This is a genomic window from Streptomyces sp. NPDC001744 (assembly GCF_042892575.1).
Lineage (GTDB): Bacteria > Actinomycetota > Actinomycetes > Streptomycetales > Streptomycetaceae > Streptomyces.
This window is the reverse complement of sequence record NZ_JBIAUG010000006.1, coordinates 246922-259583: the sequence shown is the minus strand read 5'-3', so window position 1 is coordinate 259583 and position 12662 is coordinate 246922. Positions and strand designations below refer to the sequence as shown.

Here is a 12662-nt window from a genome sequence, read left to right as displayed (position 1 = left end):
CCGGGGCGCGGACCCCGAGTGAGGACACAGCACCATGCCCGGCCGCTCCAGAGCCACCGGCGTCTTCGCGTACGGCGCGGCCGCGGGTCTCGCCGTCGACCTGGTCCTCGGCGACCCCCGCCGCGGACACCCCGTCGCCGCCTTCGGCCGCGCGGCCGCCGCCGTCGAACGGCGCCTCCACCACGACCACCGGGGCTGGGGCGCCCTGCACGCCGCCGTCTGCGCCGGTTCCGCCGTCGCGCTCGGCGCCCTCGCCGCCCGGGCCGTGCGCGACCGGCCGGCCGCCTCCGCGGCGCTGACCGCCGCCTCCGTCTGGGCCGTCGTCGGCGGAACCACCCTGGGCCGGGAGGCCCGCGCGATCGGCGGGGCGCTGGCCGCCGGGGACCTGGAGGCGGCCCGCGAGCGGCTGCCGCACCTGTGCGGGCGCGACCCGCAGTCCCTGGACGGGCCCGCGACGGCCCGCGCGGTCGTCGAGTCGGTCGCCGAGAACACCTCGGACGCCGTGGTCGGCGCCCTCTTCTGGGGGGCGGTCGCGGGCGTGCCGGGGCTCGTCGGCTTCCGGGCCGTCAACACCCTGGACGCGATGGTGGGCCACACATCCCCCCGGTACCGCCGCTTCGGCTGGGCCTCGGCCCGCCTGGACGACCTGGCCGGCTGGCCCGGGGCCCGGCTGACGGCCGTGCTCGCGGCCGTCGCGGGCGGGAACCCGCGCGGGGCCGTACGGGCCTGGCGGGCGGACGCGCCGAAGCATCCGAGCCCCAACGCGGGCCCGGTCGAGGCGTCCTTCGCGGGCGCGCTGGGCGTACGGCTCGGCGGCACCCTCTCGTACGGCGGCCGGGTCGAGCACCGGCCGGTCCTGAACGGGGCGGGGCGGGCCGTCGAGGTGGCCGACATCGAACGGGCGGTGGCGCTCTCGCGCCGGGTGACCGCGCTGGCCCTGGTGGTCTGCGCGGGCGGCCGTCTGATCACCGGCGCCGTGGGGCGCCGCGAGCGCGGAAGGCGGGGGGACGCATGAGGGGCGGGGGACTTCTGGTCGCCGGGACCACGTCCGACGCGGGCAAGAGCGTCGTGACGGCCGGGATCTGCCGCTGGCTGGTCCGCAGGGGCCTGAAGGTGGCGCCGTTCAAGGGGCAGAACATGTCCCTGAACTCCTTCGTCACCCGCGAGGGCGCCGAGATCGGGCGGGCCCAGGCCATGCAGGCGCGGGCCGCCCGGGTCGAGCCGACCGCGCTGATGAACCCGGTGCTGCTCAAGCCGGGCGGCGACCGCTCCAGCCAGGTCGTCCTGATGGGGAAGCCGGTGGGCGAGCTGAGCGCCAGGGGCTACCACGGGGGGCGCCAGAAGGACCTGTTCGAGCCGGTCATGGCGTGCCTGGAGGAGCTGCGGAGCACGTACGACGCGGTGATCTGCGAGGGCGCCGGCAGTCCGGCCGAGATCAACCTGCGGCGCACCGACATCGTGAACATGGGCGTGGCGCGGGCCGCGCGGCTGCCCGTGGTGGTGGTCGGGGACATCGACCGGGGCGGGGTCTTCGCCCAGTTCTTCGGCACGACGGCGCTGCTGTCCCCCGAGGACCAGGCGCTCGTCGCCGGATACCTGGTGAACAAGTTCCGGGGCGACGTGAGCCTGCTCGAACCGGGTCTCGACATGCTGCACGGCCTGACCGGGCGCCGGACCCTCGGCGTCCTGCCGTACGCGCACGGGCTCGGCATCGACGAGGAGGACGGCCTGCGCGTGTCGCTGCGGGGCGCCGTCCGGGAGTCGGTGGTGGCGCCGCCGGTCGGCGCGGACGTGCTGCGGGTCGCCGTGTGCGCGGTACCGCTGATGTCGAACTTCACGGACGTGGACGCGCTCGCGGCCGAGCCGGGCGTGGTCGTCCGGTTCGTGGACCGTCCCGAGGAGCTGGCCGACGCGGACCTGGTGGTCGTACCGGGCACGCGCGGCACGGTGAAGGCGCTCGCCTGGCTGCGGGAGCGCGGGCTCGCGGACGCCCTGGCCCGGCGCGCGGCCGAGGGCCGGCCGGTGCTCGGCGTCTGCGGCGGCTTCCAGGTCCTCGGCGAGCGGATCGAGGACGAGGTCGAGTCGAGGGCCGGTGTGGTGGACGGGCTCGGACTGCTTCCCGTACGGGTGCGGTTCGGGACCGGGAAGATCCTGGCCCGGCCGGTCGGCGAGGCGCTGGGCGAACGGGTGGAGGGGTACGAGATCCACCACGGCGTCGCGGACGTGCGGGGCGGCGAGGCGTTCCTGGACGGCTGCCGGGTCGGCTCCGTGTGGGGCACCCACTGGCACGGCTCGCTGGAGAGCGACGGCTTCCGGCGGGCCTTCCTGCGGGAGGTCGCGGCGGTGGCGGGGCGGCGGTTCGTCCCGGCCCCCGACACGTCGTTCGACGCGCTGCGCGAGGAACAGCTCGACCGGCTCGGTGACCTGATCGAGGAGCACGCGGACACGGACGCGCTGCTGCGGCTGATCGAGGAGGGCGCCCCGGCGGGGCTGCCGTTCGTGCCGCCGGGGGCGCCGTGAGCACGGGAGGCCGCCGCCGGCCCCTCACCGGCGGCCGTGTGCCGTCGTTCGAACATCAGCGATCCGAAGGAGAGACCACCCGATGAGCACCCGGTATCCGTTCACCGCCGTCGTCGGCATGGACGACCTGCGGCTCGCGCTGCTGCTGACGGCCGTCAGCCCGGCCGTGGGCGGCGTACTGGTGCGGGGCGAGAAGGGGACGGCGAAGAGCACCGCCGTTCGCGCGCTCGCCGAGCTGCTGCCCGAGGTGCCGGTCGTCGTCGGCTGCCGGTTCAGCTGCGACCCCGCCTCGCCCGATCCGGGCTGCCCGGACGGGCCGCACGAGGCGGGTCCGGGGGCCGAGCGGCCCGCCCGGATGGTCGAACTGCCCGTCGGTGCCTCCGAGGACCGCCTCGTCGGCTCGCTCGACATCGAGAAGGCCCTCGCGGAGGGCGTGAAGGCGTTCGAGCCGGGCCTGCTCGCCGACGCCCACCGGGGCATCCTGTACGTGGACGAGGTCAACCTCCTCCACGACCACCTGATCGACCTCCTGCTCGACGCCGCCGCCATGGGCTTCTCGAACGTCGAGCGCGAGGGCGTCTCCGTGCGGCACGCCGCGCGGTTCCTGCTCGTCGGGACCATGAACCCCGAGGAGGGCGAGCTGCGGCCGCAGCTGCTCGACCGGTTCGGGCTCACCGTGGAGGTCGCCGCCTCCCGCGAGCCCGAGCAGCGGGTGGAGGTCGTGCGGCGACGGCTCGCCTTCGAGGACGACCCGGCCGCGTTCGCCGCGCGCTGGGCCGGTGAGGAGAGCGCGCTGCGCGAACGGATCGTCGCCGCGCGGGAGCTGCTGCCGCGGGTGGTGCTCGGGGACGCGGTGCTGCTCCAGATCGCCGCGACCTGCGCCGCGTTCGAGGTGGACGGCATGCGCGCCGACATCGTCATGGCCCGCACGGCCACCGCGCTCGCCGCCTGGGCCGGACGGACCGGGGTGACCTCCGAGGACGTGCGGCAGGCCGCGCTCCTGGCCCTTCCCCACCGCCGCCGGCGTTCGCCCTTCGACGCGCCCGGACTCGACGAGGACAAGCTCGACGAGACCCTGGAACGGTTCAAGGGCGAGGACCCCGATCCCGACCCGGAGCCGGACGGCCCGGGGGGCGGCGGTCCGGGAGACGGCGGCCCGGGGAACGGCGGTCCGGGAGACGGCGGGGGCGGTCCGGACGGCGGCGTCCCGCCGCAGGGCGACGGGTCCGCGTCCGAGGACGTGGCGGCGCCGGAGGAGGCTCCCGCACCCGAGCAGGCGCCCGCTTCCCCGCGGGCGGGGGCCGGTTCCGGCGAGCGGACCGCCGTCGGGGCCGCCGAGCCCTTCCGCACGAAGGTCCTGAGCGTGCCCGGTCTGGGCGAGGGCGCGGCCGGACGCCGCTCCCGGGCCCGTACCGAGTACGGCCGTACGACCGGCTCCACCCGGCCCCGGGGCGCGCTGACCAGGCTGCACCTGGCGGCGACCGTGCAGGCCGCCGCCCCGCACCAGAAGGCGCGCGGGCGGACCGGGCCGGGGCTCGTGGTCCGGCGCGACGACCTGCGGCAGGCGACCCGGGAGGGCCGCGAGGGCAACCTCGTGCTCTTCGCGGTCGACGCCTCCGGCTCGATGGCGGCCCGGCAGCGGATGAGCGCGGTCAAGGGAGCGGTGCTCTCGCTGCTCCTCGACGCCTACCAGCGGCGCGACAAGGTCGGCCTGATCACGTTCCGGGGGAAGGACGCCGAGCTGGCGCTGCCGCCGACCTCGTCCGTGGACGCGGCCGCAGCGCGGCTCGAACAGCTTCCGACGGGCGGGCGCACCCCCCTGTCGGCCGGACTGCTCAAGGCCCACGACGTGCTGCGGGTGGAACGGCTGCGGGACCCCTCGCGCCGTCCGCTGCTCGTCGTGGTGACCGACGGGCGGGCGACCGGGGCGCGCGCGGCCGGTGATCCGGTGGCGCTCGCCGCCCGCGCGGCGCGGCTGCACGCCGCCGAGGGCACGGCGTCGGTCGTCGTGGACTGCGAGACCGGGCCCGTGCGGCTGGGGCTCGCGGGGCGGCTCGCACGTGAACTCGGCGGTACCGCCGTGACCCTGGACGAGCTGCGCGCCGACTCGCTCGCCGGCCTCGTCAGGGACGTACAGGCAGAACGGTCCGGAGGGACCGGACAGGCATCCAGGAGGGCCGCTTAATGCCGCAGGGACAGCCGACCGTCGTTCCCGACGACGGTCTGACCACCCGCCAGCGCCGCAACCGCGCGCTGGTGATGGTGCACACGGGCGTCGGCAAGGGGAAGTCGACCGCCGCCTTCGGCATGGCGCTGCGCGCCTGGAACCAGGGCTGGCCGATCGGGGTGTTCCAGTTCGTGAAGTCCGCCAAGTGGCGGGTCGGCGAGGAGAACGCCCTCAAGGCGCTCGGCGAGACCGGCAAGGGCGGCACGGTCGCCTGGAACAAGATGGGCGAGGGCTGGTCCTGGATCCAGCGCGAGGTCGCCGAGGGCGAGCAGTCGCACGAGGACAAGGCGCGCGAGGGCTGGGAGCAGGTCAAGCGGGACCTCGCGGAGGAGACGTACAAGTTCTACGTCCTCGACGAGTTCGCCTACCTGCTCCACTGGGGCTGGATCGACGTGAACGAGGTCGTGGAGGTGCTGCGGAACCGTCCCGGGCAGCAGCACGTCGTCATCACCGGCCGCAACGCGCCGCGGGAGCTGGTGGACTTCGCGGACCTCGTCACCGACATGTCCAAGGTCAAGCACCCGATGGACGCCGGTCAGAAGGGCCAGCGGGGCATCGAGTGGTAGCACGTCTCGTCGTCGCCGCGCCCTCCTCGGGCGCGGGCAAGACCACGGTCGCGACCGGTCTGATGGCCGCGTTCGCGGGCCGTGGCCTGGCCGTCTCCCCGCACAAGGTCGGCCCGGACTACATCGATCCGGGCTACCACGCGCTGGCGACGGGCCGCCCGGGGCGGAACCTCGACGCGTACATGTGCGGCACGGGCCTGGTGGCGCCGCTCTTCCTGCACGGGTCGCGCGGCTGCGACCTGGCCGTGGTCGAGGGGGTCATGGGCCTGTACGACGGGGCCGCCGACCAGGGCGAGCTGGCGTCCACCGCGCAGGTGGCGAAGCTCCTCAAGGCGCCGGTGGTGCTGGTCGTGGACGCGTCGTCGCAGTCCCGGTCGGTGGCGGCGCTCGTGCACGGGTTCGCGTCCTGGGACCCGGAGGTGCGGATCGGGGGCGTGATCCTCAACAAGGTCGCGACCGACCGGCACGAGCACCTGCTGCGGGAGGCGCTCGGGGAGTCCGGGGTGCCGGTGCTCGGCGTGCTGCGGCGGGCGCCCGCCGTGGCGACGCCGTCGCGGCACCTGGGGCTCGTGCCGGTGGCCGAGCGGCAGGCCGCCGCCCTGGAGGCGGTGGCGGCGCAGGCCGGACAGGTGCTCGCCGGGTGCGACATGGAGGCGCTGCTCGCGCTCGCGCGGTCGGCTCCGGAACTGTCCGCGGAGGCGTGGTCGCCGGAGGTCGTGGGGCGCACGGTCGCGGGCCGGCCCCGGATCGCGGTGGCCGGCGGGGCCGCGTTCACCTTCTCGTACGCCGAGCACGCCGAGCTCCTGACCGCCGCCGGGGCCGAGGTCGTCCCCTTCGACCCGCTGCGGGACGAGGCCCTGCCCGAGGGGACCTCGGGGCTGGTGATCGGGGGCGGCTTCCCCGAGGTGTACGGGGGCGAGCTGTCCGCCAACGAGCCGCTGCGGAAGGCCGTGGCCGGCCTCGCCGCCTCGGGGGCGCCGGTCGCGGCCGAGTGCGCCGGGCTGCTCTACCTGGCGCGGTCCCTCGACGGCAGGCCCATGTGCGGGGTGCTCGACGCCGACGCGCGCATGTCGGAGCGGCTCACGCTCGGGTACCGGGACGCCGTGGCCGTCAGCGACAGCGTCCTCGCGCCGGCCGGGGCGCGGATGCGGGGGCACGAGTTCCACCGCACCGTGATCGAGCCGGGCGCCGGGCCGCGGGCCGCGTGGGGGCTGCGGCAGCCGGAGCGGCGCGTGGAGGGCTTCGTGCGGGGAGGGGTGCACGCCAGTTACGTGCACACCCACTGGGCGGGCGCTCCCGGGGCGGCGGCGCGGTTCGTGGAGCGGTGCGCGGAGGCGTCCGCCGGGGGCGCGTCCGTCGCGGGCGGTCTGGTCACGGACGGTCCTGTCACGGGCGGTCCCGTCGCGTGAGGTCAGCCGCCGGAGGCCCCCACCACGAGCCAGATGAAGCCGACGCCCGCCACCGTGCACAGCAGGGTGGAACGGGCGGGGTGGTCGTGGTGGGCCTCCGGCAGGATCTCGGCGGCGGCGAGGTAGAGCAGGGCGCCGCCGAAGAAGCCGAGGTAGCCGCCGAGAAGTTCCTCCGGAAGGGTGAACAGCAGGGTGGAGGCGGCGCCGAGGAGCGGGGCGACGGCGTCCGCGACGAGCATCGCGACGGCCTTGCGGCGCGCGTTCCCGTAGAGGCTCGTGATCGTGTACGTGTTGAAGCCGTCCGCGAAGTCGTGGGTGATGACGGCGAGGGCGACGGTGGCGCCCATGCCGCCGCCGACCTGGAAGGCGGCGCCGAGCGCGATGCCGTCCATGAGGCTGTGGCCGACCATCGCGGCGGCGGCCGTCAGGCCGACCTGGGGCACGCGCCCGTCCGCCTCCCGGGCGCCGTGGCTCCCCGCCGTCCCCGCACCGGCGCCGGCGCCGTGCGCGGCGCGGCGCACGGCGAGGAGACGTTCCAGCACGTGGGCGAAGAGGAAGCCGCCGACGAAGAGCAGCAGGGCCTCGGGGACGCCGAAGACCTCGCCGCCCGCGGCCTCCAGGGCCTCGGGCAGGAGGTCGAGTCCGACGACGCCGAGCATGAGCCCGCCGGAGAGGCCGAGGACGAGGTGACGGCGGTCGGTGACGCGCCCGGCGACCCAGCCGCCGAAGAGCGTCATGAGGAACGCGCCGAGCGCGACGACTACAGCCATGGGGCCTTGCTATCGGATCGGGGGGCGTCCGCGCACCTCGGTGTGGGCGTCCGGCCGGGCACCCCGGCGGACGACGTGCTCGCGCTGGCCGGGGAGGTGCTGCGGGAGGCGGGGCTGACGCGGGCGGACCTCCGTTCGCTCGCCACGCTGGACGCGCGGGCGGCGGAGCCCGGGATCGTCGGGGCCGCGGCGGCGCTCGGCGTACCGGTGCGGGGGTACACGGCCGAGGAGCTGGCGGCCGTTCCCGTACCGCATCCGTCGGCGTCGCCCCTGGCCGCGACGGGCACGGCGTCGGTGGCGGAGGCGGCGGCCCTGCTGGCGGCGGGGGCGGAGCCGCGTACGGAGAGGCGTACGGAGCCGCCGGGTGCGGACGCGGATGCGGGTGCGGGTACGGGTACGGGTACGGGTGCGGGTACGGATGACAGGGCGAACGCACGTACGGGTGTGGGCGCTTCGTTCGGCAATCGGTCCGTCCCGTCCGTACCGTCCGCGCGGTTCGTCCTGCCCGCCCTGCTCGTGCCGAAGCGGAAAACCCGGCGCGCCACGTGCGCCCTCGCCGCTCCCGTCCCGCCCCGGTACGGCGAAGAGGCCCCGGGCGGGCGGTTGTTGCACCCGGCTCACGGGTACATCGCTGGCGAACCCGGCTCACCCCCCACCATCCCCACCCCCCACGTGACGGCGGCCATGGACATGCACACGCATACCGACGCCCACGACCTGCGCCACCACGGTGACGCCGAGGTCAGGGACGAGAAACTCATCGATCTGGCGGTCAACGTCCGGACGAACACGCCTCCGGAGTGGCTGCGCAGACGCATCGCCGACTCCCTGACCGGCCTCGCCGCCTACCCCGACGGCCGGGGCGCGCGGGCGGCGGTCGCCCAGCGGCACGGCCTGTCCCCGGACCGCGTGCTGCTGACGGCCGGCGCGGCGGAGGCGTTCGTGCTGCTCGCGCGGGCGCTGCCGGCGCGGCGGCCGGTGGTGGTGCACCCGCAGTTCACCGAACCGGAGGCGGCGCTGCGCGACGCCGGGCACGAGGTCGGCCGGGTGCTGCTGCGCGAGGAGGACGGTTTCCGGCTGGACCCCGGGGCGGTTCCGGAGGACGCGGACCTGGTGGTGATCGGCAACCCCACCAACCCGACCTCCGTGCTGCATCCGGCCGCCTCGATCGCCGCGCTCGCCCGTCCGGGCCGGACCCTGGTGGTGGACGAGGCGTTCATGGACGCGGTGCCGGGCGAGCGGGAGTCGCTGGCCGGGCGGACCGACGTGCCGGGCCTCGTGGTGCTGCGGAGCCTCACCAAGACCTGGGGCCTGGCCGGGCTGCGGATCGGGTACGTGCTCGCCGCGCCGGAGACGGTCGTGGCCCTGGAGCGGGCGCAGCCGCTCTGGCCGGTGTCGACGCCCGCCCTGGTGGCGGCGGAGGCGTGCATGTCGCGGGCGGCGCTCGCGGAGGCCGAGCACGCGGCGCACCGGGTCGGGGTGGAGCGGGCCCATCTGCTGGCCGGACTCGCGGAGTTCGACGAGGTGCGGACGGTGGCGGGATCGGAGGGGCCCTTCGTCCTGATCCGGATCGACGGGGCGGACGGCGTGCGGGACCGGCTGCGGTCGCTGGGGTTCGCGGCGCGCCGGGGCGACACGTTCCCGGGCCTCGACCGGAACTGGCTGCGGCTCGCGGTGCGGGACCGGGCGACGACCAACCGCTTCCTCCAGGCCCTCGACCAGGCGCTGTTGATGGGCGGCTGACCCCGTACGCGACCGCGCGGAGGGGTCCGGGGAGGGTGACGCCGTCGCCCTCCCCGGGCCCCTTCCGCCTCTCCGCCTCCCCCGGGCCGTCAGCCGCGCGAGCGGGCGCGCGAACGGGTCAGCGCGAGAGCGCCGCCGCCGGCCACGACGAGGGCGAGCGCCCCGGCCGCGACGTAGGGGGTGGCGGAGCCGCCCCCGGTCTCGGCGAGGTGTCCGGCGGGGGCGGGGCCGCCGCTGCCGGTCCTGCCGCCGTCCCCGTCGCCCGGTCCGGCGGCGGGCGGCGCGGCGGGTTGCTCGGAGGGCCGTCCGGTGGGCCGCTGCGTGGGCTTCTCCGTCGGCATCGCGCCGGCGGGCGTCTCGCAGGTCGCCCCGGCGAGCGTCACGGTGCCTTCGACCCGGGCGACGCCCAGTTCGAGGGGATCGACCCGCACCCTGAGTTCGAGGGCGGTCGCGGCGGCGGTGCGGGAGGTCGTGGAGGTGCGGGAGAGGTCGAGGGTGACCTCGCCGACGCCCGGGACCGCGACCCGGGTCCGGCCGGCCGTGGAGAGGGTGGTCTTCCGGCCGAGGACGGTCACGTGGCCGAGGACGTTCGATTCTGCGACCGGCTCCGCGCCCACCACGCAGAGCGCCCTGGAGGCGACCTTCTCGACCTCGACGAGGGAGAGCAGCGGGAGGCCGGGGACGTGCACGCGCGCCTTGGCGAGGTTCACGTGCCCCTCGGCCCCCTCCTCGTCGGCGGTCGCCCCGGAGGTGGCGACGTCGGCGGTGAGGACATCGACCGGCCGGCCGCCCTCGGCGCCCCGCACCTTCAGCGAGAGCGCGGTCCCGCTCGCGGTCCCCGGCGCCTCGACCTCGTTGAGGGAGGCCCGCACCGGCACGGTCACCCCCTCGCCGAGGAGGGAGACGTCGAGGCCGGCCCGCAGGACGACGGCGGTGGCGCGCCCTTCGCCGCCCGCGGCGTGCGCCGGAGGGGCCGCGAGGAGTACGGGCCCGGCGGCCAGGGCGGCCACGGCCGCGGCGGCCGCGGAACGGCGTGCGGGCATGCGGAAGGTGGTGCTGTTCAAGGTGGTGGAACCCCCACGAAAGACACGGCGCCGTCGGCCGCTCACCACGGGGACGGTGGTGCGGCGCGGTCCCGGCGGCTTGGGACACCGGAATCTTTACGCACGGAGAGTGAACTCGCGGTCACCTGAAGCGAGTTCACCCCAAAGGGTGGTTTCCGCCTTCGTTTTCGATTCCTTTCCCCACAACCGTCCTCGTCCGCCCCTCCCGTTTCGCACAGGAGGTCGAGTACGGGCGGCGGCGAGGGCGATCGGGGAGAGTGTGAACGATCCGTTCCGCTCCGGGTGACGGCCCGGCGGCACATCGTCAACCCGGCGCGTCAGCCGTCCCGCCAGTACCCGAGGGCGTGGACGCGCTCCTTCGGCAGGGCCAGCTCCTTGCGCGCGTACCCGCCGAGCGCGCGGGTGGTCGAGGTGTCGCAGGCGATCCAGACGTACGGGGCGGAGCCGGCGAGCGCGGGCAGCTCGGCCTTCACGCGGGCGACGAGTCCGGCGCCGCCCCGCTCGCGCGGCACCCGGCGCAGGTCGTGGCGCGCGAGGTCGGTCCGGAACGGCAGCCCCTCGTCGGAGGCGTGCCGGGTCTCGAACCAGATGGTGGCCGGGAGGTCCGGGAAGGCGTCGAGCAGGGAGTTGATCGCGGGCAGGGAAGCCGCGTCGCCGACCACGAGCAGCCGCTCCGGGAGCGGGTCGGGGGTCTCGAATCCGGTGCCCTGGAGGGCGGCCTCCACGGTGTCGCCGACCGCGCAGGTGCGGGCCCAGTCGCTCGCGACCCCGTCGTGGAGGGCGAACTCCAGGCTGAAGGTGCCGCCCTCCGCGTCGGGGTCGACGAGGGTGTAGGCGCGCTGGTGCGGCTTGCCCCCGTCGTCGAACCAAAGGCGGACCCACATCGTCGGGTGGACCCCGGCGGCGGCGAGCAGCCCGCCGTCCGTGAAGTGCAGCCGCCGGTAGTCCCCGGTGACCTGCTCGGCCCCCGTCACGGTGAACGTGAAGTCCTTGCCGCGCATCAACTTGAGGACGGCGCCCTGCCAGCCGTGACCCACCGTGATCCCCTCCCCCTCGGTTACCGTGGATTAACTCAGGTAAGCCTAACCTGACTTTCGCGCCCAGGGAACGGTGGGCCGGGGCCGTGAGCGGGCCCGGGTCTCCCGGTGGTGCCCTCCGCTCCCGTCCACCGACCCCGTCCCCGCTCAGCCCACCACCCGGCCGTTGACCACGATCCGGCGCGGCGCCGCGAGGACCCGGACGTCCGCGCGCGGGTCCTCGCCGTAGACGACGAGGTCGGCGGGGGCGCCCTCCTCCAGGGAGGGACGGCCCAGCCAGGACCTGGCCCCCCAGGCGGTGGCGGAGAGCGCGTCGAGCGGCGGGATGCCGGCCCGGGTCAGCTCCACGACCTCCTCCGCGACCAGGCCGTGGGCGAGGGAGCCGCCCGCGTCGGTGCCGACGAAGACCGGAACGCCCGCGTCGAAGGCGGAGCGGACCGTGTCGTAGCGGCGCTCGTACAGCCGGCGCATGTGGGCCGACCAGCGGGGGAACTTCTCCTGTCCCCCGTCCGCGAGGTGCGGGAAGGTCGCGATGTTGACCAGGGTGGGGACGATGGCGACCCCCCGCTCCGCGAAGAGCGGGACGGTGTCCTCGGTGAGCCCGGTGGCGTGCTCGACGCAGTCGATGCCCGCCTCCACCAGGTCCCGCAGCGAGTCCTCCGCGAAGCAGTGGGCGGTGACGCGGGCGCCGAGCCGGTGCGCCTCCGCGATGGCCGCCTCCACCTCGGCGCGCGGCCAGCAGGCCGTCAGGTCGCCGACCTCGCGGTCGATCCAGTCGCCGACGAGCTTGACCCACCCGTCGCCCCTGCGGGCCTCCCGGCCGACGTACGCGACGAGGTCGGCGGGCTCGATCTCGTGGGCGTAGTTGCGGATGTAGCGCCGGGTGCGGGCGATGTGCCGCCCCGCGCGGATGACCTTCGGCAGGTCCTCCCGCTCGTCGATCCAGCGGGTGTCGGAGGGCGAACCGGCGTCCCGGATCAGCAGGGCCCCGGCGTCCCGGTCGGCGAGGACCTGCTTCTCGCCCGTCTCCGCGTCGACGGGGCCGTGGCGGTCGAGGCCGACGTGACAGTGGGCGTCGACCAGTCCGGGCAGGACCCAGCCCTCGACGGTCACCGCCTCGGCGGCGGGCCGGTCGAAGGTGATCCGCCCGCCGACGCACCACAGTTCGTCCCGGACGTCCTCGGGGCCGACGAGCACCCGCCCCTTCACGTGCAGTACCGCGTGATCGCTCATGCCCGCACTGTACGAGGGCGGGGAAGGGGGCGGGCCCGGGGGCCGGACCGGTGCCGCTGGGTACCCTGATCGGGAGTTCTCCCGCGCCGGGAC

Annotated in this window: 10 protein-coding genes; 6 read left to right on the top strand and 4 right to left on the bottom strand. The window is 75.9% G+C overall.

The genetic code is table 11. The features are described 5' to 3' along the window. The first annotated feature begins 34 nt into the window (after positions 1-34). From ACFYZY_RS10465 to ACFYZY_RS10445, 5 genes are all read left to right on the top strand, one after another. Complete coding sequence (locus ACFYZY_RS10465; protein ID WP_388691867.1) at positions 35-1015, top strand: cobalamin biosynthesis protein; 981 nt, start codon at positions 35-37, stop codon at positions 1013-1015. Further along, the gene (locus ACFYZY_RS10460; RefSeq protein ID WP_388691864.1) at positions 1012-2520 is read left to right on the top strand and encodes a cobyric acid synthase; all 1509 of its coding nucleotides are present in this window, start codon (positions 1012-1014) and stop codon (positions 2518-2520) included. Before ACFYZY_RS10465 ends, ACFYZY_RS10460 begins: the two co-directional genes overlap by 4 nt. An 82-nt stretch (positions 2521-2602) precedes the next feature. Further along, complete coding sequence (locus ACFYZY_RS10455) at positions 2603-4705, top strand: putative cobaltochelatase (RefSeq protein WP_388691861.1); 2103 nt, start codon at positions 2603-2605, stop codon at positions 4703-4705. Continuing rightward, a complete protein-coding gene (gene cobO, locus ACFYZY_RS10450; protein WP_388691858.1) occupies positions 4705-5313 on the top strand; it encodes a cob(I)yrinic acid a,c-diamide adenosyltransferase in 609 nt (202 codons plus the stop codon). Before ACFYZY_RS10455 ends, cobO begins: the two co-directional genes overlap by 1 nt. Then, positions 5307-6722 (top strand): cobyrinate a,c-diamide synthase, encoded by a 1416-nt coding sequence (locus ACFYZY_RS10445; RefSeq protein WP_388691855.1) that lies wholly within the window; start codon positions 5307-5309, stop codon positions 6720-6722. Before cobO ends, ACFYZY_RS10445 begins: the two co-directional genes overlap by 7 nt. 2 nt (positions 6723-6724) lie before the next feature. Here the strand turns inward: ACFYZY_RS10445 and ACFYZY_RS10440 are convergent, their stop codons facing one another. Continuing rightward, positions 6725-7492: a ZIP family metal transporter gene (locus ACFYZY_RS10440; protein WP_388691852.1), complete on the bottom strand. Its 768-nt coding sequence runs from the start codon at positions 7490-7492 to the stop codon at positions 6725-6727. Between the two features lie 6 nt (positions 7493-7498). Here ACFYZY_RS10440 and cobC point away from each other — a divergent pair, with 6 nt between their 5' ends. Continuing rightward, the gene (gene cobC, locus ACFYZY_RS10435; protein WP_388691849.1) at positions 7499-9235 is read left to right on the top strand and encodes an Rv2231c family pyridoxal phosphate-dependent protein CobC; all 1737 of its coding nucleotides are present in this window, start codon (positions 7499-7501) and stop codon (positions 9233-9235) included. Between the two features lie 89 nt (positions 9236-9324). Here cobC and ACFYZY_RS10430 read toward each other — a convergent pair whose 3' ends face one another. The 3 genes from ACFYZY_RS10430 to ACFYZY_RS10420 form a co-directional block, all read right to left on the bottom strand. Further along, complete coding sequence (locus ACFYZY_RS10430; protein ID WP_388691846.1) at positions 9325-10299, bottom strand: SCO1860 family LAETG-anchored protein; 975 nt, start codon at positions 10297-10299, stop codon at positions 9325-9327. A 317-nt stretch (positions 10300-10616) separates the two neighbouring features. Further along, a complete protein-coding gene (locus tag ACFYZY_RS10425) occupies positions 10617-11336 on the bottom strand; it encodes a siderophore-interacting protein (RefSeq protein ID WP_388691844.1) in 720 nt (239 codons plus the stop codon). Positions 11337-11483: 147 nt separating this feature from the next. Further along, the gene (locus ACFYZY_RS10420; protein ID WP_388691841.1) at positions 11484-12569 is read right to left on the bottom strand and encodes an amidohydrolase family protein; all 1086 of its coding nucleotides are present in this window, start codon (positions 12567-12569) and stop codon (positions 11484-11486) included. Positions 12570-12662: the final 93 nt, after the last annotated feature.